The sequence below is a fragment of the Sphingomonas sp. BK580 genome, assembly GCF_014194975.1.
GTDB lineage: Bacteria > Pseudomonadota > Alphaproteobacteria > Sphingomonadales > Sphingomonadaceae > Sphingomonas.
Genome location: NZ_JACIAY010000006.1, coordinates 15,469 through 35,277, shown reverse-complemented (window position 1 = coordinate 35,277; position 19,809 = coordinate 15,469). Strand labels below are relative to the sequence as shown.

General features: G+C 72.0%; 16 protein-coding genes. 1 reads left to right on the top strand and 15 read right to left on the bottom strand.

What is annotated here, in order from left to right; genetic code table 11:
* The first annotated feature begins 44 nt into the window (after window positions 1-44).
* Window positions 45-968: an MBL fold metallo-hydrolase gene (locus FHY05_RS12040; RefSeq protein ID WP_183944645.1), complete on the top strand. Its 924-nt coding sequence runs from the start codon at window positions 45-47 to the stop codon at window positions 966-968.
* Between the two features lie 127 nt (window positions 969-1,095).
* Here FHY05_RS12040 and FHY05_RS12035 read toward each other — a convergent pair whose 3' ends face one another.
* The 15 genes from FHY05_RS12035 to FHY05_RS11965 all read right to left on the bottom strand — a co-directional run bounded on the left by FHY05_RS12035 (window position 1,096) and on the right by FHY05_RS11965 (window position 19,723).
* Complete coding sequence (locus tag FHY05_RS12035) at window positions 1,096-1,980, bottom strand: YncE family protein (RefSeq protein WP_183944917.1); 885 nt, start codon at window positions 1,978-1,980, stop codon at window positions 1,096-1,098.
* A gap of 59 nt (window positions 1,981-2,039) precedes the next feature.
* Window positions 2,040-2,933, bottom strand: coding sequence for a sterol desaturase family protein (locus FHY05_RS12030; protein ID WP_183944644.1), 894 nt, complete (start codon window positions 2,931-2,933; stop codon window positions 2,040-2,042).
* A 91-nt stretch (window positions 2,934-3,024) separates the two neighbouring features.
* Complete coding sequence (locus FHY05_RS12025) at window positions 3,025-4,602, bottom strand: sulfotransferase (RefSeq protein WP_183944643.1); 1,578 nt, start codon at window positions 4,600-4,602, stop codon at window positions 3,025-3,027.
* Between the two features lie 10 nt (window positions 4,603-4,612).
* Window positions 4,613-5,542 (bottom strand): DNA-binding response regulator, encoded by a 930-nt coding sequence (locus tag FHY05_RS12020; RefSeq protein WP_183944642.1) that lies wholly within the window; start codon window positions 5,540-5,542, stop codon window positions 4,613-4,615.
* Window positions 5,529-7,001: a hybrid sensor histidine kinase/response regulator gene (locus FHY05_RS12015; protein WP_311732465.1), complete on the bottom strand. Its 1,473-nt coding sequence runs from the start codon at window positions 6,999-7,001 to the stop codon at window positions 5,529-5,531. The genes FHY05_RS12020 and FHY05_RS12015 overlap by 14 nt, the downstream gene beginning before the upstream one ends.
* Entirely contained in the window at window positions 6,998-8,791 is a 1,794-nt protein-coding gene (gene atzF, locus FHY05_RS12010) for an allophanate hydrolase (protein ID WP_183944641.1), read from the bottom strand. Before atzF ends, FHY05_RS12015 begins: the two co-directional genes overlap by 4 nt.
* Window positions 8,788-12,399: an urea carboxylase gene (gene uca, locus FHY05_RS12005; protein WP_183944640.1), complete on the bottom strand. Its 3,612-nt coding sequence runs from the start codon at window positions 12,397-12,399 to the stop codon at window positions 8,788-8,790. The genes atzF and uca overlap by 4 nt, the downstream gene beginning before the upstream one ends.
* Window positions 12,399-13,025 carry an urea amidolyase associated protein UAAP2 gene (locus FHY05_RS12000; RefSeq protein WP_183944639.1) on the bottom strand — a complete coding sequence of 209 codons (627 nt, stop codon included), beginning with the start codon at window positions 13,023-13,025 and terminating at the stop codon, window positions 12,399-12,401. Before FHY05_RS12000 ends, uca begins: the two co-directional genes overlap by 1 nt.
* Before the next feature lie 10 nt (window positions 13,026-13,035).
* The gene (locus FHY05_RS11995; protein ID WP_183944638.1) at window positions 13,036-13,845 is read right to left on the bottom strand and encodes an urea amidolyase associated protein UAAP1; all 810 of its coding nucleotides are present in this window, start codon (window positions 13,843-13,845) and stop codon (window positions 13,036-13,038) included.
* Window positions 13,842-14,633, bottom strand: a complete 792-nt coding sequence (locus tag FHY05_RS11990; RefSeq protein WP_183944637.1) for an ABC transporter ATP-binding protein — start codon at window positions 14,631-14,633, stop codon at window positions 13,842-13,844. The genes FHY05_RS11995 and FHY05_RS11990 overlap by 4 nt, the downstream gene beginning before the upstream one ends.
* Entirely contained in the window at window positions 14,630-15,448 is an 819-nt protein-coding gene (locus tag FHY05_RS11985; RefSeq protein ID WP_183944636.1) for an ABC transporter permease subunit, read from the bottom strand. Before FHY05_RS11985 ends, FHY05_RS11990 begins: the two co-directional genes overlap by 4 nt.
* 174 nt (window positions 15,449-15,622) lie before the next feature.
* Window positions 15,623-16,720, bottom strand: a complete 1,098-nt coding sequence (locus FHY05_RS11980) for a putative urea ABC transporter substrate-binding protein (protein ID WP_183944635.1) — start codon at window positions 16,718-16,720, stop codon at window positions 15,623-15,625.
* 163 nt (window positions 16,721-16,883) lie between these two features.
* A complete protein-coding gene (locus FHY05_RS11975; protein WP_183924893.1) occupies window positions 16,884-17,822 on the bottom strand; it encodes a LysR family transcriptional regulator in 939 nt (312 codons plus the stop codon).
* A 244-nt stretch (window positions 17,823-18,066) separates the two neighbouring features.
* The gene (locus FHY05_RS11970; RefSeq protein WP_183944634.1) at window positions 18,067-18,678 is read right to left on the bottom strand and encodes a hypothetical protein; all 612 of its coding nucleotides are present in this window, start codon (window positions 18,676-18,678) and stop codon (window positions 18,067-18,069) included.
* A gap of 64 nt (window positions 18,679-18,742) precedes the next feature.
* The gene (locus FHY05_RS11965) at window positions 18,743-19,723 is read right to left on the bottom strand and encodes a sterol desaturase family protein (protein WP_183944633.1); all 981 of its coding nucleotides are present in this window, start codon (window positions 19,721-19,723) and stop codon (window positions 18,743-18,745) included.
* Between the last annotated feature and the right edge of the window lie 86 nt (window positions 19,724-19,809).

The window sequence follows — 19,809 nt, the reverse complement described above, 5'->3', positions numbered from 1 at the left end:
AACGGCGTATGGTGACCGGCGACGCCACGCTTCACGCTCCGGTCATGCCTCGCTCTTTCCTGAACCGCGCGGCGCGCCGAGTGCCGGCACCGCCGCGCGGGGCGGCGCGGGCGCTCGTCGCCTCCCTGCTGCTCGGCGCGGCGCCGGTCGCCTCGCCGCGCTTCGATCATTGGATCGACGGCACCGCGGAGGAACCCGCGACCCAGGTCCAGCGGATCGACCCCGACACCTTCGTCATCCGCCAGTCGGTGCGGACCAATTTCGAGGCGCCGTTCCTCTACCTGCTATTCGGGCGCGACCGCGCGCTGCTGATCGATACCGGGGCGGGCGGGCTGCGCGTTCGGCCCACGGTCGAGCGGCTGATCGCCTCGTGGCGCCGCGCGCACGCGAACCGGCCGGTCCGCCTGATCGTCGCGCACTCGCACGGCCACGGCGACCATCACGCGGGCGACGCCGAGTTCGCCGGGCGCCCCGACACGCGACTGGTCGGGCTGGCACCCGCCGCGGTTGCCACCTTCTTCGGCATCCACGACTGGCCCGAGCAGGTCGGCCGCTACGATCTCGGCGGACGCGTGCTGCGGATCATACCGACGCCGGGGCACGAGCCCGCGCACATCATGGTCTATGATCCACGGACCCGGCTGCTCTTCTCGGGCGACATGCTGTACCCCGGCCGGCTCTACGTGCCGCATGACCAGACCGCGGTGTTCCGCGCCAGCGCCGATCGGCTGGCGCGGTTCGCGCGGCGCCATCCCGTCCGCGCGCTGCTGGGCGCGCACATCGAGATGACCCGCGCGCCTGGTCAGGACTATGCGATGCGCGCTCCCGCGCACCCGGACGAGCACGGACTCGCGCTGCCGCCTTCCGCGATCGATGATCTCGACCGTGCGGTAACGACCGCGCCGTCGGTCGAGATCGACCGGCATGCCGACTTCATCGTCTACCCGGTCGCGCCGCGCGCGCCGTAGGGTCGGAACCCTCTCGGCGTGCTCCGGCGAACGCCGGAGCCCAGAGCCACAGGGGTGACGCGCGGGGCTCTGGGCTCCTGCATGCGCAGGAGCACGACGACCTCGGCGAGGTGAGTCACGCCCTGGACTAGTTCCCGATCCGGCCCGGCTTCTTCCACCATGACAAGGTGTGCGCGTCATGGGCGCTCGTCCACAGCCCGGCGCGGGTGTATCGTAGTGCGCCGCTGCCCGCGGCCTGGCCGACTCGCGCGGTGATCGCGAGCGAGGCGGGATCGATCACGACGAAGGTCTGCCCCGCGGTGGTGCGCAGCCAGACCTTGCCGCCGCCCGCGTCGATGTCGCCGTAGGCGAGCGTCGCGTCGACCTTGACTCGTCCCGACACGTCGCCGCTCACGGGATCGACCCGCACGACCGTGCCGTCACCTTGCTCCTGCACCCATACCGCGCCCTCGCCGGCGACCAGGAAGCCGGGCTCGCGGCCGAGCGCGGTGCGGTGGACGACGCTGTTGGTGACCGGATCGATCTTCTGCAGGCTCTGCCCCGCCGCGCTGACCGCCCACAGCGCGCCCATGCCGAACGAGAGGTAGAAGGTGCCGGGATCGACCGCGACCGATGCGGCCACGCGGGCGGTGGCGGGATCGATCCGCGCGACGGTACCCGCGACGTCGCTCGCCACCCAGATCGAGCCGGCGCCCGCGACGACGTTGAGCTCGCCCTTGGGATTGGCGACTCCGGTCGGGATGGTGGCGGTGATCGTGGCGGTGCGCAGGTCGATCCGATTGACGCTCAGCGCGGTGCAGTCCGCGACCCAGAGCGACCCGAAGGCGACCGTCATCGCGCCGCAGGGCCGCGCCATCGCCACCTCGGCCAGCTTGCCGCGCCGCGACCAGCGCTCGACCCGGCCCTTGTTCGTCGCCCAGACCGTATCGCCGTCGACCGCGAGGAAGTCCGCGAAGCCGGGGACCTGGATCACCTGCTCGCGCGGCGTCGCCGACCAGACCGGCGTCGCCATCGCGCCCGCCAGCAGTGCGGAGAGCCCGATCGTCGCCGCGCGCGCCGCTGCCCGCGGCGTCAAGCGGCGGCCCCCGCGCCGTCGCGCTCGTGCTCGTCGTCGCGCGCCCCGTAGCGCGCGATCAACGGGCGCGCCGGGAAGAGGAACTGCTCGCCGATCGACAATCTGCGGCGCTCGTCCTGGCCGACGATCTCGGCCTCGCCCTCGCCGAAGGTGCCGAAGATCCGATCCAGCAGGATCAGCGAGTTGCCGTAGTTGCTCCGCGTCTCCGCATAGCCGGTCGAATGGTGCAGGCTGTGGTGGCGGATCGTGGTGAAGACGTAGGCATACCAGCGCGGTGGGTCGAACCGCGTGTTGGCATGCGCGAAGGTGGAGACCACCGCGAGCACGTTGAGCGCGCAGAACATCGCCGCCTGCGGCAGGTCGAACAGCGCGAGCACGCTGAGGCTGATCAGGAACAGCTCGATCGGGTTGCCGACCGCGCCCTTCATCGCGTTGAGCTGGGTGAGGTGATGGTGCGGGGCGTGGGTCGACCAGAAGAACGCCTGATTGTGCATCAGGCGGTGCATCCAATATTGCCCGAACTCGACCAGGAACACCGCCAGCGCCACCTGCGCCACGAAGGGCAGGTGCATCGCCCAGGCGGTCGTGATCCCGAGCGTGTGCTTCACCGCGGTCAGCGGCTCGTCGGCGAGTGTCTTCGACGCCCAGGCGATCACGGTGTAGCTCAGCGTCACGTAGAAGACGTCGGTGAGGAACTCGCGCCAGGTGAGCCGCCAGCTGGCATGTCGCTCCTTGACCCACTCGAGCGCCTGGATCAGCGCGGTGGTCGACAGCGTCGCGACCACGATCGACCAGGCGCTGCCCGTCCATGCCGCCGGCGCGAGCGCCCAGAACAGCAGCACGGCCGCGACCATCACCGGCTGCACGTAGCTCATCATCGCCTGCTTCATCGTCACCTGCCCGAGCGCATCAGCGTCACGCGAGCGAGGCTAGAACAGGCACCGCCCGGCTCGCAGGTGGGCGAATGACGTATCGGGCGGGTCAATCGAGCGGGATGCCGTGCTGACGCAGGAAGGCGCGCGCCGGCTCCAGCGCCGCGGCGTGGCGGCGCCAGCGTCCGACGGCGTCACGGTACAGCGGACGGCGCACCTGCGCGGCGCTGGGCGTGGACACGGGCGCGGCGTTGGCCTGGAAGTCGAGGCAGGCGTCGGACCAGCCCAGCCCGCAATGGTCGAGCAGGCGGCGCGTCTCTCCCGCCTGATCGTCGACCAGCGCCTCGTAGCCGAGCTCGAGCACGCGGCCCGGCAGCGCGGCGCGCCAGAGCGCCATCAGCCGGTCGAAGCGCTGGTAATAGGCGGCGGTGTCGAGCAGGTCGTAGCTATAGTCATAGTAGCGCGAGCCGACCGCGAACAGGTTGCGGAAGTTGGCGAGCACGGTGTCGAGCGGGTCGCGTCGCAGGCACACGATCGCCGCCCCCGGCAGCGCCCGCGCGATCAGCCCGAGGTAGAGGAAGTTGCCCGGGAATTTGTCGACGAACCGGGCTCTGTGGCCGGGCACGTGCGGTGCCGCGCGGGCGAGATAGTCGCGCCCGATCGCGCCCGGGTCGGCGTGCGCCGCGGCCTGGACCGTCTCGGGATCGAGCACCCGGCGCCCGCGCGTGCCGGCAGCCGCCTTGACCGCCAGCGGCAGCGCCTGCAGCTCCCCCGCGCTCTCCACCTCGCCGTGTGACGACAGGATGCGATCGACCAGCGTGGTGCCGGTGCGCGGCATGCCGACGACGAAGATCGGCGCCGTGCGCGGCGTGTCGGGCGCCGCTCGCCCGGCGGGCGTCGCCCAGCACGCCTCGATCGCGTCGAAGACCGCCGCGTCGTCGGCGAAGCGGTAGGGCAAGGTGGCACGGTGCTCGGCGTTGGTCTGCGCGAGGATTGCGAAGGCGGCGTGCGGGTCGGCGAGGTCGTCCAGCTCCTTGGCGAGCGCGTAGCCGAGCAGCAGCCGGTCGCGCGGCGCGGTGGCGGCGGCGCGCGCCGCGGTGAGGCGGTCGACGTGGTGGCGCTCGGGGGTCTGCCGGCGCAGCCCGGCGAGCAGGTGGTGCGCGCGCGCGTCCGCGGGGGCGCGCGCGATCAGCGCCTCCAGCGCGTCCTCGGCCTCCGCCTGCCGCCCGACGAAGCTCAGCGCGGCGGCGTGATTGTAGCGGAAGGCGGTGTTCGCCGGCTCGAGCCGCACCGCCGCGGCGAAGTGCGGCAGCGAGGCGGCATGATCCCCCAGCCGCGCGTAGACGCAGCCCATCGTGTCGCGCCCCAGCGCGTCCGGCGGCGGCGACGCCTCGGCCGCCGCGAGCGCGCGCGCCGCCGCGCCATCCCGCCGCACCAATGTGTACAGCCGCGCGAGCTGGGCGTGATACTCGCCGCGGCCGTCGCGCTCGACCGCCTGCTCGATCAGCGCGATCCCGCCGCTCACCCTGCCGAGCATCGCGGTCGCCACGCCGGCGAGGAAGACGGGCTCGGCCGCGCCCGGCGCGGCGTGGCGCCAGCGGTCCGCGGCGGCGAGCGCCGCGGCGACCTCGCCGCGCGCGAGGGCGGCGCGGATCGCGCCGGCGGTGGCGTCGGGCGGTCGGGCCATCGTCGTCGCGCTACCGAGTCAGCGTGGTGACCGCGATCGCGGTCGCCGACGCGCGATTCTCCACCCCCATCTTCTCGAAGATCTGCTCGAGGTGCTTGTTCACGGTGCGCGGGCTGATCTGGAGGATCTCGCTGACCTCGCGGTTCGGCTTGCCCCGACTGATCCACAGCAGCACCTCGGCCTCGCGCGAGGTCAGGCCGTGCTGCGCGGCGAGGATCGTCTTCTCCTCGCCCTCGTGGCGTTCGGACAGGCGGAACACCCATTGCGCCGCGGGCGTGCAGCGCAGCAGCCCGGCCTCAAGCGTGCGCTCGCCCGCGGACACGCTGACCCGCGCGCCCGGTGCCGGCGCGCTCGCCTGGAGCTGGCGGAGCGCCGCCGCGAAGGGCGCGGGCAGCGTGCCCGAGCTCGCCGACCAGCCGGGGAATAGCCGCTCCAGCATCTCGCCCGCGACGGGGGTCAGCCACTGCGGCTCGCCCGCGCGATCGACCGCCAGCGCCGGCCGCCCGCTGGTGTCGAGCGCGAGCTGGCTGCCGTGCGCGACTCGCGCGGTGGCGAGGTGGACGCGGATGCGGGCGAGCAGCTCGTCGAGCTCGATCGGCTTGCTGACGAAGTCGATCCCGCCGGCGTCGAGCGCGCGGACGACATGCTCGGTCTCGGTCAGCCCGGTCATGAAGATGATCGGCAGGTGCTGGAAGGCGGGGTTGGCCTTGATCCGCCGGGTCGTCGCGAAACCGTCGAGCTGCGGCATCACCGCGTCCATCAGGATCAGATCGGGGGTCACGCGCTTGAGCAGGTCGAGTGCGGCGAGGCCGTCGATCGCGATCAGCACGCTCATGCCCGCGTCTTCCAGCGTGCTGGTCAGGAAGCGCAGCGCCTCGGGCGTGTCGTCCACCACCAGGACGACGGGTCGCGGCGGATCGGCCGGATCAGCGCGTCGCATCGTCGATCGTGCCGAGCAGCGCGCGCAGGTCGAAGTCGCCGAGCTGCCGCCGCAGCACCGCCGCGAGCGCGCCGGCGGCGGGGATCGCGCCCGCGAGATCGTCGATCGCGCGCTCGACGCCGCGAACATGGCCGACCTCGGCGAGTTCGCGCACGCGCGCGAGCAGCGGCGCGGCCTCGGGCGGCAGGCCGGTCTCGGTCGGGGTGGTGGCGGGCGGAGCGGCTGCCGCGACCGGCTCGGCCTCGTCCCAGCGCAGTCCGAGCTGCGTCCCGACCAGCGCGACGAGCGTGTCCAGCTCGACCGGCTTGGTGACGAAGGCGTCGTGGCTGCTGCGCCCGTCGCCGCCGGCGCGGAAGGCGTGCGCGTCGGCCGAGACCATCACGATGCGCAGCGCCGCGCCGTGCGCCGCGCGCAGCCGCTCGGCGACCTGCCAGCCGTTGAGCCCCGGCATCTGGATGTCGAGCAGGACGATGTCGGGCGTGACCTCGGCGGCAAGCGCGATGCCCTCGGTCCCGTCCGCGGCGACGTGGACCACGAAGTCGAGCCCCCCGAGCAGCGCGCGCAGGATATGGCGCTGCGCGGGGTCGTCGTCGATCACCAGCACGGTGCGACGCGGTCCGTCGTAGCCGGTGATCCGCCCGCGCCTTCCGCCCGCCCGCGCCGGCGCCGCGGTGGACGGCAGCATGGCGCGGAAACGGAAGACGCTGCCGGCGCCCGGCGTGCTGGTCACCGCGACGTCGCCGCCCAGCACGCGCGCGAGCACGCGCGTGATGGCCAGGCCCAGCCCGATCCCGGGCTGGCGCTGCGCCGCCGCGAGGCTGCCGCGGTCGAACGGCTCGAACACGCGCTCGAGGTCGTCGGGCGGGATGCCGATGCCGGTGTCGATCACCGCGACGTCGGCGACCTGGCTGCGATAGCGCACTGCGAGCGTGACGTGGCCGGCGGGCGTGTACTTGATCGCGTTGGAGACGAGGTTGATGAGGATCTGGCGCAGCCTCTTCTCGTCCGCCTTGACCTGATCGGGCAGCGGGTCGCGCACGTCGAGCGTCAGCGTCAGCCCCTTGGCGCTCGCCTGCATGCGGAACATGTCGACGACGTGCTGGAGCAGCGCGCGCAGGTCGACGAGGTCCTGCCGGATCGTCAGCACCCCGCTCTCGATCCGCGAGATCTCGAGCAGCCCCTCGACCAGGTTGGTGACATGCTCGGCCGCGCGGCGGATGATCGTGCCCGCCTCCGCGCCCGAGAGGCTGTGGTCGCGCTCGAGCAGCTGGGCGTAGCCGTAGATGACGTTGAGCGGCGAGCGTATCTCGTGGCTGACCGCGACGAGGTAGCGAGTCTTGGCCTCGTTGGCCGCCTCGGCCGACTCCCGCGCGCGCCGCAGCTCGGCGAGCGCGCGCGCGTGCGCGGCGGGCTCGGCGCCGAGCGGCGCGCCGTCGAAGGGGTCGGCCGCGGCGCTCACGCCCCGGCCGGGCGGGAGAGGCCGCCGATATAGGCACGCCAGCCGCCGAGCGCGGTGATGTCCTCGGCGCCCTGAATAGCGCGCGGCTCGGCGACGAAGCCCTTGACGACCGACCCGTCCGTGAGCGTCACCGAGCCGATCGCGAGCGGCGCTGGCACCTCGACCACGAAGCTGCCGAAGGCGGCGACGTCGAGTTCGTACACCTCGACCGCGATCGCGGCGCCGTCGGCGCCGTCGCCGGCGTGGATCAGCGCGGGCTTGGGCGGGGTGCTGTTCGCGATCGCGTAGAGCCGGTAGCTCGGCGCGGTGGTGGTGGCGGCGACCAGCCGCGCGTCGCGCGAGGTGAGTTGCCAGTGCAGCGGCATGCCCTCGAGATGGGCGCCGACGACGGCGAGCTTCACTGTGTCCATGCGATCCTCGATGTGGAGTGGAGGGGGAGGGGGCAGCGCGGCGGCGTCGAGATAGGCCTGCCCGGCGTCGAGCAGGGCCGTGTCGCTCCACGCCGGCGCGATCAGTGTGATGCCGAAGCCGGTGCCGTCGTCGCGCCAGCCCGCCGGCACGGCCAGCGCGGCCATGTCGAGCAGGTTTACGAAATTGGTGTAGAGCCCGAGGTTGCTGTTGAGCGCGACCGGCGCGGCGCGCATCTCGGCGATGCGGTAAATCGTCGGCGCGGTGGGCAGCGCGAGCAGGTCGACGCGCTGCCACATCGCCTCCGCGGCGCGCTGCAGCTCGGCGAGGCGGTACTGGCCGCGGAACACGTCGACGCCGCTGGTGCCGCGCCCGTCCTCCAGGATCGAGCGGACGGTCGGGTCGAACGCCTCCGGTCGTTCCTCGAGCAGCGGCAGCGCCGCGGCGACCCGCTCCGCCACCCACGGGCCGCCGTAGAGCAGCATCGCCGCCTCGCGCAGCGGCGTCATGTCGAGCTCGACCAGCTCGGCGCCTCGCGCGGCGAGCGCCGCCAGCGCGCGCTCGTACAATCGCTCCGCCGCGGCGTCGCCGAGGAACAACCGCTGGTCGGGCCGCGGCACGCCGATGCGGCGCGGCGCCAGCGCGCGCTCGCCGCCGGCGCGCGAGTAGGGGTCGGCCGGGTCGAAGCCGGCGACCACCGCGTCGACGATGCGCGCGTCGGCGATCGTGTGGGTCAGCGCGGTGATACAGTCGAGCGTGCGGCAGGCGGGCACCAGCCCGGTCGTGCTCCACCGGCCCTTGGTCGGCTTCATCCCGACCAGCGCGTTGAAGGCGGCGGGGACGCGGCCCGACCCGGCGGTGTCGGTGCCGAGCGCGAAGGCGACCAGCCCCGCCGCGACCGCCACCGCCGAGCCCGAGCTGGAGCCGCCGCTGACATAGGCGCGGTTGAACACGCAGGCCGGCGCGCCATAGGGGCTGCGCGTGCCGTTGAGCCCGGTGGCGAACTGGTCGAGGTTTGCCTTGCCGACCGGCACGGCGCCCGCGGCGACCAGGCGCTCGACCACCTCGGCCGATACCTCGGGTGTATAGGCGAAGTCGGGGCAGGCGGCGGTGGTCGGCACGCCGGCGAGGTCGATATTGTCCTTGATCGCGAACGGCACGCCCGCGAGCGGCAGCGTCTCGCCTGCCGCCACGCGCGCGTCGACCGCGGCGGCGGCGCGCAGCACCGACTCCTCGTCGAGCCGCGTGATCCACACCGCGGGCTGCACCTCGGCGTAGGCGGCGATCCGCGCCAGTGCGTCGCGCGCGACCGCGACCGCGCTGGTCTCGCGCGCGTTGACCGCGGCGGCGAGCGGGGCGACGTGGAAAGGCTGCGCGCTCATGCCACTTCCACCGCCAACATCGCGCGGCCGGGCGAGAGCGCCTGCTTCTCCTGCACGTAGATGCCGCGAACCACCCCGCTGACGGGACTGATCACGGCTGATTCCATCTTCATCGCCTCGATGATCGCGATCGTGTCGCCCGCGCTCACGCGCGCGCCGTCGGCGACGAGCAGCTTCCACAGGCTGCCGCCGAACGGCGCCTCCACCATCTCGCAGCCCTCGGGCAGCACGATCTCGGTGTCGCTCGCGGCGGAGTCCGCCTCCTCGGTGAGCGCGGCGACGCGGTCGAACTCGCCGTCACGCTCCCAGGCGGCGCGCTCCGCGTCGAACGCGGCCTGGCGCCGCGCCTGGAAGGTCTCGATCGTCTCGGCGTTCTCGGCGAGGAAGGCGCGATAGTCGGAGAGGCGGAACACCTCCTCCTCGATCCGGATCGCGCGCCGGCCCAGCGGGAAGTCGCGCCGCCACGCGGTCAGCTCGTCGTGGCTGACCGGGAAGAAGCGCACCCGGTCGAAGAAGCGCAGCAGCCAGGGCTTGCCGTCGCGGAAGGCGTCGGTCTGCCGCCACGCGTTCCACACCTGGATGGTGCGGCCGAACAGCTGATAGCCGCCGGGCCCCTCCATGCCGTAGATGCACATATAGGCGCCGCCGATGCCGACCACGTTGGGCGGGGTCCAGGTGCGCGCCGGATTGTATTTGGTGGTGACGAGGCGGTGCCGCGGGTCGATCGGGGTCGCCACCGGCGCGCCGAGATAGACGTCGCCCAGCCCCATGACGAGATAGTCGGCGTCGAAGACGATCCGCTTGACCTCGTCGATGCTGTCCAGCCCGTTGACGCGGCGGATGAACTCGATGTTGTCGGGGCACCAAGGCGCGTCGTCGCGCACCGACTCCATGTATTTGTCGATCGTCTGGTAGATCGCCGGGTCCTGCCACGACAGCGGCAGGTGGACCACGCGCGAGGGGATCTCGAAGTCGTCGAGCCCGCCGAGCCGCTCCTCGGCGGCGACCAGCGCGTCGAGCAGCGCCGCCTGCGACAGCTGCCGGCTGTCATAGTGGAGCTGGAGCGAGCGGATCCCCGGCGTCACGTCGATGATGCCCGGCAGACCGACCCGCTCGACCTCGAGCATCAGCGCGTGGACGCGCAGCCGCAGCTCGAGGTCGAGCACCATCGGGCCGTACTCGACCAAGAGGTTGCGGTCGCCCTGCTGGCGATAGGTCACCGCCGGACGCACGCCCTCCGCGGCGATCCGGTGCAGCACCGGCGAGCCGAGCGCGTCGTCGCGCGGTGCCGGCTCGCTCGCCGCGCCGGCGAGCGTGGTGACGAGGGCGTCCTGTGCGCGCTCGGCGGCGGCGGCAGCGGCCTCGTCGATCGGCGCGAAGCGCACGCTGTCGCCGGGGGCGAGCTGGCCGACCTTCCACAGGTCCGCCTGCGCGACGACGAAGGGGCAGACGAAGCCGCCGAGCGACGGCCCGTCCGGCCCGAGGATGATCGGCATGTCGCCGGTGAAGTCCACCGCGCCGATCGCATAGGCGTTGTCGTGGATGTTCGACGGGTGGAGCCCGGCCTCGCCGCCGTCGGTGCGCGCCCACTCGGGCTTGGGGCCGAGCAGGCGGACGCCGGTGCGGTTGGAGTTGTAATGCACCTTCCACGCCGTCTCGCGCAGCATCGCGATGTCGCCGGGCGTGAAGAAGTCCGGCGCGCCGTGCGGCCCGTAGAGCACGCGCAGCGTCCACTCGCGCGTGATCGCGGGCCGGTCGGCGGGAGCGAGCGCGCCCGCCTCGGGCAGATCGGACGGGGTGCGCGACAGGTGCAGCGTGTCGCCGGTCATCACCGCGCGCCCGGCGTGGCCGCCGAACTCGCCCAGGGTGAAGGCGCTGCGGCTGCCGAGATACAGCGGCACGTCGAGCCCGCCCGCGACGAGGATGTAGCCGCGCATCCCCGCGCCGGTGACGCGGCCGATCTTCAGCGTCTGCCCCGCCGCGACGTCGACGGGCGCGTAGCAGCCGAGCGGCGCGCCATCGAGCGTCGCGGCGAAGTCGGCGCCGGTCAGGCAGACGCGCGCGGGCGCGTTGAACAGCAGCGTCGGCCCGGCCGCGGTGATCTCCAGACCGGCGGCGTCCTCGGTGTTGCCGACCAGCCGGTTACCCAGCCGGAAGGCGAGCGAGTCCATCGGCCCCGAGGGCGGCACCCCGACGTGCCAGAGGTGGAGCCGGCCCGGGTAATCCTGCACCGTGGTCGAGGCGCCGCCCGCGAGCACGCGGATCGTGCGCGGCGTATAGGCGATCTCGGCGAGCGCGCGCGTCGACACCGCGCCGCTGGTGAACACGTCGGAGCGGACGACGGTGCGCAGCCAGTCGAGGTTGGTCTCGATCCCGGCGATGGCGGTGCGGTCGAGCGCGTCCTGGATCGCGGCGACCGCGGCCTCGCGCGTCGGCGCGGTGACGATCAGCTTCGCCAGCATCGGGTCGTACCAGGCCGACACCTCGGTCCCCGCCGCGACCCAGGTGTCGACGCGCGGCCCCTCAGGGAAGGTGACGCCGACGAGCCGGCCCGAGCTCGGGCGATAGTCCTGCGCGGGATCCTCGGCGTAGAGACGCACCTGGATCGAGGCACCCTGCGGCGCCGCGACGAACCCGTCGAGGAAGCCGAAGTCACCCGCCGCGCCGCGCACCATCCACTCGACCAGGTCGACGCCGGTCACCTGCTCGGTGACGCCGTGCTCGACCTGGAGCCGGGTGTTGACCTCGAGGAAGAAGAAGTCGTCGCGCTCGGCGTCGTAGAGGAACTCGACCGTGCCGGCCGAGCGGTACGAGGCGGCGGCGGTGAGCCGCACCGCGGCGTCGATCAGCGCCTGCCGCGTCGCGGGCGGGAGCAGCGGGGCGGGGGTCTCCTCCACCACCTTCTGGTTGCGGCGCTGGAGCGAGCAGTCGCGCTCGCCGAGCGCGACGACATGGCCCGCGCCGTCGCCGAACACCTGCACCTCGATGTGGCGCGCGCGCGCCACGTAGCGCTCGAGGAAGACGCCGCCGTCGCCGAAATTGCCGGCGCCGAGCCGCGCCACCGTGGCGAAGCCGTCGCGCACGTCGGCCGCGTCGGCGCAGACCTTCATGCCGATGCCGCCGCCGCCCGCGGTCGCCTTGAGGATCACCGGGTAGCCGATCCGCTCCGCGGCGGCGAGCGCGGCGGCCTCGTCGCGCAGCAGGTCGGTGCCGGGGGCGAGCGGCACGCCCTGCGCGGCGGCGAGGTCGCGCGCGGTGTGCTTGAGCCCGAAGGCGCGGATATTGTCGGGGGTCGGGCCGATGAAGACGATCCCGCGCGCCGCGCACGCCTCGGCGAAGGCGGTGTTCTCCGAGAGGAAGCCGTAGCCGGGGTGGATCGCCTCGGCGCCGGTCGCCTCCGCCGCGGCGAGGATCGCCGCCACGTCGAGGTAGCTCTCGGCCGCGGGCGCGGGGCCGATGCGGACCGCCTCGTCGGCCTGCGCGACATGCGCCGAGCCGGCGTCGGCGTCGCTGAACACCGCGACCGAGTCGACGCCCATCGCCTTCAGCGTGCGGATGATGCGGCAGGCGATCGCGCCGCGGTTGGCGATCAGGACCTTGGAGAACATCAGCCGATCACCTGCATGCGCACCGGCGTCGGGTCGAAGCCGTTGCAGGGATTGTTGATCTGCGGGCAGTTGGAGACGACGACGATCACGTCCATCTCGGCGCGCAGCTCCACCGTCAGCCCGGGCGCGGAGATGCCGTCGACGATCCCCAGCGTGCCATCAGCCTCGACCGGCACGTTCATGAAGAAGTTGATGTTCGACACCATGTCGCGCTTGCCGCGGCCGGCGCGGCCGTTGGCGTCGAGGAAATTGTCGACGCAGCTGTGCTGCGCCTTGGTGTGATGGCCGTAGCGCAGGGTGTTCGACTCGCACGAGCAGGCGCCGCCGATCGTGTCGTGATAGGCGACGCTGGTGGCGGTGATCGTCATCATCGCGCGGCCCTCGTTGGACAGCAGCACCGCGCCCTCGCGCAGGAAGATGTTGCGCTGCGCCGCGATCGTGTCCTGCGCGCTGTAGCGCTCGGCGTCGTCGTCCGCGGCGTACATCAGGAAGTCGACGGCCTGGTTGCCCTCGAGGTCGATGATGCGCAGCGTCTCGCCGGCATCGACGCGGTGCATCCACGGCGCGCGCGCGGGCACCACCTCGTCGTGGCGGAGCGGGCCGGGGAGGGGAAGGTCTAGGCTCATGTCGCTCCCTTCAGCGCGCGTAGAGGTCGTCGGTGTTGAGAAAGGCGCGCTCGCCCTCGGGCGTGGCCAGGCGGATCGGGTCGTCCGCGGCGGCGGGCGCGCCGCGCCACGCGGTCGCGCGCAGCGGGGTGACGGTATAGTCCGCGCGCGGGTCGAGCACGTGCGGGCAGTTGGCGAGCACGACGATCACCTCCATCTCGGCGCGCAGCAGCAAGGTTCGCCCGGGCGCGAAGGGGCCGACCTGCGGCTCCGTCGCGCCGTCCGCCGCGACGCGGACGCCCTTGAACCAGGTGACGCAGGGATGGACGTCCTTGCGGCCCAGCCCATGCTTGGCGACCGCGAGCAGGAAGCGGTCGCGCGCGTTGGGGTGGGGGCCGTAGTTGGCGCCGTCGCCGTAGTCGCGCGCGTTCGAGGCCGCGGTGGAGGCGCCGCAGAAGGCGTCGTGCGTGCCCGCCTCGTCCTCCAGGATCGTCATCATCACGCGGCCGAGATCGGAGAGCAGCAGGCGGCCGGCGCCGAGATAGCCGTTCCACTGCACCTTGAGCGTGTCGGCGACGTTGAGCCGCTCGGTCGGCATGTCGGCGTTGAAGAGCAGCATCGCGGCGCAGGCGTCGCCCGCGACGTCGACCAGCCGCAGCCGCGTGCCGCGCGCCAGCCGCCGCGCCGCGTAGCCGCCCGGCGCGATCGTCTCCTCCCACACCACGCCGGGGGGCGCATCGGCGGCGGCGGCGGGGAGTGTGGGCATGGCCTCGACGCGGGTGCCCGCCATGGCGCGGGCGTGGTCGCGGGCGCCGGCGGGATCGGCGGTGCTGGTCGTCATGCCAAGTCTCTCTGCGGGAGGTCGTCGCCGCCGAGCGCCGCGACCAGCGCCGCGGGCGGCAGGGTCTTGCGATCGAGCGACAGGTCGTAGGTGACGGTCGCGCCGTAGCGGTGCGGCGCGTGCGGGTCGTGGCGGCGCTTGTCGAAGGCGAGCACGCGCGTGCCGAGCTTGAACGCCTCGCCGATGTCGTGCGTGACCATCAGGATGGTCAGCCCGTGCTCCTGCCACAGCCGGGTGATCAGCGCGTGCATGTCGAGCCGGATGCCGGGATCGAGCGCGCCGAACGGCTCGTCGAGCAGCAGCACGCGCGGGTGCTTCACCAGTGCCTGCGCGATCGCCAGCCGCTGCTGCATGCCGCCCGACATCTGCGCGGGATAGACGTGCAGGCTGTGCTCGAGCCCGACCGCGGCGAGCATCGCAACCGCGGTGTCGCGCGCTTCACGGCGGCGCGCGCCGAACAGCCGCGCGGTCAGCGGCGCGCCGGCGCACTCGATCCCGAACAGCACGTTCTGCAGCGCGGTGAGATGCGGGAAGACCGAGTAGCGCTGGAACACCACGCCGCGGTCCGGCCCGCACTCGGCGCGCATCGGGGTGCCGCCGAGCAGCACCTGCCCGCGCGTCGGCGCCTCCTGGCCGAGGATCAGGCGCAGGAACGTGCTCTTGCCCGCGCCCGACGGGCCGACGACCGCGACGAAGCCGCCCTCGGCGAGCTGGAGCGAGACGCGCTCGAGCACGACCTTGTCGCCGTACTCGACCCAGACGTTGCGGAGCTCGACCAGCGCGCTCATCGGCCACCCCCGTGCGCCCAGGGGAAGGCGCGGCGGCTCGCCAGCAGCAGCAGCGCGTCCGCGGCGATCGCGAGCAGCGAGATCCAGGCGACATAGGGGAGGATGATGTCCATCGCGAAATAGCGCCGGACCAGGAAGATGCGGTAGCCGAGCCCGACGTCGGCGGCGACCGCCTCGGCCGCGATCAGGAACACCCAGGCCGGCCCCAGCGACAGCCGCAGCGCATCGATCAGCCGCGGCATCAGCTGCGGCAGCGCCACGCGCAGCGCGAGCTGCCAGCTGTTGGCGCCGAGCGTCTGCGCCTTGGCGATCTGCTCGGCCGGCAGCCCCGTGACGAAGCCGGTGAGGTCGCGCGTCATGAAGGGGCCGACGCCGATCGCGATCAGCGCGATCTTGGACGCCTCGTCCAGCCCCAGCACGATGAACAGGATCGGCAGCACCGCCACCGGCGGGATCACCGCGATGATCGCGATCACCGGGCCGAGCAGCGCGCGGGCGAGCGGGACGACGCCGAGCAGCAGCCCCAGCACCAGCGCGCTCCCGGTGGCGATGGCGAGGCCGAGGCCCAGCCGATACAGGCTCGCCAGCGTGTCGGCGACGATGACGATGCGGTCGCTGGCGGGATCGCGGTCGGTGCTGAAGCCGTGGATCGCCTGCGCCATGGCGGAGAAGGTGGGCAGCAGCTTGTCCGCCGGGTTGGCGGCGTGGCGCGCCTGCGAGGCGACGAGATAGACGAGCAGTAGCGCGACGATCGGTACCGCCCCGAGCAGCAGGCGCGCGCCGCGGCGCGGGCGCAGGTCGACCAGCCGGGTCACGCGCGGCCCGCCGTAGGCGCGGTGGTCCGCCGCCCGTTGCCTGATCCGTCGCTGTGGTCGAGTCCTACGCTCATCTCGTTCCCGGTGTCGCTCGCGCGTGATGCGCGGGCATGGTTCCTCGCTCGCCGCGACCCTCTGGTCCGGCGCTCGTCGCTCGATCGTCCGGCTGCGCGGCTACAGCTTCCCGTCCGCCGCCATCCTCATGTAGCTGGGATCGAACCGTAGCTTCACGTTCTTCGGGTCGCCGAGCGACTTGCCCCCGGCGAAGCTGATCCCGATCGCGTCCACGGACTTCGCGCCCGGCCCGAACAGCCCGTGCGCGAAGCTGAACTGGCGCACGCGGTCGGTCACGGTGACGAGGTCGGGGTCGGCGGCATAGGCCGCGGCGTCCTGCGCGCGCGCGTAGAGGTGCGTGGTCTTGAGCTGGTCGTCGAAGCTCTGCGGCGTGGTGCCCGCCGCCTTGGCCATCGCGGCGCGCGCGGCGCGGCCCGCCGCATCGTCGCGCGTCATGATCGCCATCGTCTCGTACCAGATGCCGGCCAGCGCCTTGCCCAGGTTCGGGTTGGCCCGCAGCGTCTCGGTGCTGACGTTGAGCGTGTCGAGGATCTCGTTGGGGATCTTGGAGCTGTCGAACACCTCGGTAGCGCCCTTGGTGGCGCGGATCGTGGCGAGCTGCGGGTTCCAGGTGGCGACGGCGTCGACGCCGGGCGCGGCGAAGGCGCCGACGATATCGGCGTCACCGGTGTTCACCGTCTTCACGTCGGACAGCGTCATCCCGCTCTGCTCGAGCCCGCGCGCGAGCAGGAAATGCGACACCGACAGCTCGACCAGCTTGACCGAGCGACCCTTGATGTCGGCCATCGAGCGCGCGTTCTTGAGCACGACGCCGTCGTTGCCGTCGGAATAGTCACCGATCAGCAGCACGGTGGTGTCGCGACCGCCGGCGGCGGGGATGGTCAGCGCGTCCATCGTGGTCGAGACCACGCCGTCGAGCTTGCCCGCGGCGTACTGGTTCACCGATTCGACGTAATCGTTGACCTGCACCAGGCGGATGGTGATGCCGTATTTGTCGGCCCATTTCTTCACGATGCCGGCCTGTTGCGCGTAAGGCCACGGCATCCAGCCGGTGTAGATCGACCAGCCGATGGTGAAGTCCTTCTTTGCCGCCGCTGCCGCATCGCCGCCCGACCCGGTCGGCCCGCCGCCGCAGCCCGTCAGCGCGAGGGAGAGCGCGACCGCCGCTACGCCGCTGAACCATCGCCGTGCTGCCATTCGCGAACCCCCGTCATCGCCTCGCCGCCCGCACCCAGCCTCCGGCCCGATGCGAACGGGTGCAGGGGAGGCGGCGAGGCCGGGCGGCATCGTCAGGGGTACGGTGCCGGCCCGCAGCTCATCAATGAAGATCGAAAATGATGATGAAAGCCATCAACTCAATCTATGACCGGTGCTGGGCGCGGCGCCGCCGCAGCACCTCGTCGAGGAACAGCTGAGTCGGGGTGTCGCGCGTCCCTTCGGCGCGGGCGAGCAGGAAGATGTCGTAGAAGGGCTCCATGTCGGGGTGGAGCAGCGGCCAGAGCTGGCGCTGCTCGACCGCCTGCCGCGCCGCCATCACCGGCAGGAAGCCGATTCCGACGCCCAGCGTGATCAGCCGCTTGGCCTCGTTGATGTCCTCGGCACGTCCGGTGGCGCGCGCGCCGAGCCGATAGCGGCGCCGCAGCCGCGTGACGGTGTCGAGCTCGTCCTCGCCGGTGAGCACGAAGCCCTCGTCCTTGAGTTCGCCGAGCCGCTCGACGCGGTGGCCGAACAGCGGATGGCTGCGCGCGCAATACAGCTGCTGCCGCTCGACGAAGAGCGGCTCGTAGAGCAGGCCGCCGCGCACGTTGCTGTCATAGCCGACGCCGATCTCGGCCTCGCCCTGCTCGAGCGCGTCGAGCACCGCGCGCCACGGCGACACGCGCAGCTCGATGTGGATGTGCGGGTTGCGGCGGTGGAAGCTGGCGATCGACTCGTCGAACTCGGGCGAGGTGACCGCCGAGATGAGCTGGATCCGCACCGCGCCCTCGACTCGCCGCGTCGCCTGCGCGACCTGGTGCGGCACCATGCGCGCGGTCTCCAGCATCTCCTCGCACAGGCCGAGCAGCGCGGTGCCCGCCGCGGTGGTCTTGATGCCCGTCGGCGAACGCTCGAGCAGCTGGACTCCGACCTGCTCCTCCAACCGTTTCAGCGCGGCGCTGATGCTGGGCTGCTGCTTGTGCAACTTGCGCGCTGCGGCGCCGATCCCGCCGGCGCGGACGATCTCGACGAAGGTGCGCAGCAGGTTCCAGTCGACACGGCTGGCGAAATGCTTGTCCAGCACCGCTCCACGATCCACCAACAGCCCGCTCCCGTTCGCCCGCGCGACCCTATCTTACGAGCGGTCGGGGCAGGCGCAACGAGGCCATGATCGATGAGGGGTTCGGGGCCGGCGCCGCGAGCTGGGGGATCGCGCGCCTCACCTGCCCTGAGCCGGCGTGCTCCTGCGCGGGCAGGAGGCCAGGGCCGCGAACGGCACGCTTGTGGCTTTGGGCTCCGGCATTCGCCGGAGCACGCCGTCGATCGTCGCTGGGATCGATCAGGCCCTAGAGCGCGGAAAGCCGCGCCCTGAACAGCCGTCTGACGAGCCGCGCCTGCCCGATCCGCCCGACCAGGTAGAGCGTCGCGAAGATTCCGGCGAAGACATAGGCCGCGGTCGGCGCCGGCTTGTCGTCGTCGGCCTTGGCCTTAGGGTCCTTCTTCTTCGGCTTCTCGGGGGCGGGCGCGCCGAGGAACGTGTCGATCGCGCTCATCGGCAGCTTGGCCTTGGCTTCCTCCCGCTTCTCCTTCGTCGCGATCTCGGCGGCGGTCGGCTTGTTATACTCGCCGACCAGTACGGTGAGCCGCGCGACGCCGAGGAACAGCAGCGGCGCGAGGAAGCAGAACAGCAGCGCCCGGCTGGTCAGATGATAGCGCAGCACCGATGCCCCGGGGCCGCTCTCGACGCGCAGCTCGCCGCCGTCGAACACCGCCATCCGATCCTGCGCGGCCTGGTCGCGCTTGCGAAAGCTGAGTTGGCTGCCGTCGCGCTGCCGCGTGGTGCCTGGCTCGCGGAACAACGGGTCGAGGCGCGCGAAGACGTCGTCGCTCGTCTGTCCGGCAGGAAGCGGCAGGCTCCCCTTCACGTGCCAGATCCATTGTACCAGGCGATGGTTCATCCGTGTTCCTCTGATCGATGACTCGCGATGCACCATGGCGCGGGGGCAGGCTGCGGCCGCAGGGTCACTCAGCCGGCATCACCGAGCGGCGGCCGAGCCGCTCCTTCAGCGTGCGCCAGCCGTCCGCGAAGGGATAGACCATGGTCTCGCGGATCGACATCGGGCGGCCGCCCTCCATGCCGAGCAGTTCGGCCTCGCCGTCGACGCAGGTGCCGAACATGCGGTCGATGACCACCCACGTGCTGGCGTAGTTGCTGCGGCTCGCCTCATAGTCGCGGGAATGGTGGACGCTGTGATGCTCGGTGGTGTTGAACAGGAAGCGCCACCAGCGCGGCGAGTTGAAGCGCACGTTGATATGCTGGTAGGTGCCCACCGCCAGGCCGAGGCTGCCGGCGAGCAGCGCGGCGCGCGGCAGGAAGTCGAACAGCCCGCCGATGCCGAGACCGATGAGAAAGAGCTCGACCGGGTTGCCGACCGCGCCTTTGTTGACGTTGAGCTGGGTGATATAGTGATGCGGCGCGTGCGTCACCCACAGCGGGTACCAATTGTGCATCCCGCGGTGCATCCAATATTGGCCGAAGTCGAACACGAACGAGATGATGAACGCCTGCAGCAGCAGCGGCAGGCCGATGAACCAGGCGAGCTTGTGCCAGTCGAACGAGCTCTGCACCGCCTCGATCACCGCGTCGCTGCCGATGAAGCCCTCGACCAGGCGGAGCACGGTGTAGCCCAGGCTGACGTAGAAGAGGTCGACCGTCAGCTCCTTCCAGGTCAGCCGCCAGCTCTCGTGCCGCGGCGCGAGCCATTCGAGCCCGAGCAGCAGGATCTTGAAGCCGATCCCGATGCCGACCGCGGTGGAGGCCTTGGCGATCGAGTTGGGCGCGTAATACCAGAAGGCGATCAGCGCGAAGAGCATCGTCGGCTGGAACCAGGTGAAGAAGAAGCGCCGCATCGGCCCGCCCTCGACCTTGGGAATGTTCTCCCACCCCACCGTCACGGGCGACTGCGCGCCGATCACCCTCTTGCCGACTCGAACCCCGTCCATCTCGTCCTCGCGACATCAAGCTCCTGCAATGGTGACGAGAAATCGCGCCGAACGTGATACGTCATCGGACGTATACGTGGTGGGCG

Excerpts from the sequence above, each read along its gene's own strand:
- FHY05_RS12040 (WP_183944645.1), top strand. The coding sequence starts at position 45 with ATGCCTCGCTCTTTCCTGAACCGCGCGGCGCGCCGAGTGCCGGCACCG.
- FHY05_RS12035 (WP_183944917.1), bottom strand. The coding sequence starts at position 1,980 with ATGGCGACGCCGGTCTGGTCGGCGACGCCGCGCGAGCAGGTGATCCAG.
- FHY05_RS12030 (WP_183944644.1), bottom strand. The coding sequence starts at position 2,933 with ATGAAGCAGGCGATGATGAGCTACGTGCAGCCGGTGATGGTCGCGGCC.
- FHY05_RS12025 (WP_183944643.1), bottom strand. The coding sequence starts at position 4,602 with ATGGCCCGACCGCCCGACGCCACCGCCGGCGCGATCCGCGCCGCCCTC.
- FHY05_RS12020 (WP_183944642.1), bottom strand. The coding sequence starts at position 5,542 with ATGCGACGCGCTGATCCGGCCGATCCGCCGCGACCCGTCGTCCTGGTG.
- atzF (WP_183944641.1), bottom strand. The coding sequence starts at position 8,791 with ATGAGCGCGCAGCCTTTCCACGTCGCCCCGCTCGCCGCCGCGGTCAAC.
- uca (WP_183944640.1), bottom strand. The coding sequence starts at position 12,399 with ATGTTCTCCAAGGTCCTGATCGCCAACCGCGGCGCGATCGCCTGCCGC.
- FHY05_RS12000 (WP_183944639.1), bottom strand. The coding sequence starts at position 13,025 with ATGAGCCTAGACCTTCCCCTCCCCGGCCCGCTCCGCCACGACGAGGTG.
- FHY05_RS11995 (WP_183944638.1), bottom strand. The coding sequence starts at position 13,845 with ATGACGACCAGCACCGCCGATCCCGCCGGCGCCCGCGACCACGCCCGC.
- FHY05_RS11990 (WP_183944637.1), bottom strand. The coding sequence starts at position 14,633 with ATGAGCGCGCTGGTCGAGCTCCGCAACGTCTGGGTCGAGTACGGCGAC.
- FHY05_RS11980 (WP_183944635.1), bottom strand. The coding sequence starts at position 16,720 with ATGGCAGCACGGCGATGGTTCAGCGGCGTAGCGGCGGTCGCGCTCTCC.
- FHY05_RS11970 (WP_183944634.1), bottom strand. The coding sequence starts at position 18,678 with ATGAACCATCGCCTGGTACAATGGATCTGGCACGTGAAGGGGAGCCTG.
- FHY05_RS11965 (WP_183944633.1), bottom strand. The coding sequence starts at position 19,723 with ATGGACGGGGTTCGAGTCGGCAAGAGGGTGATCGGCGCGCAGTCGCCC.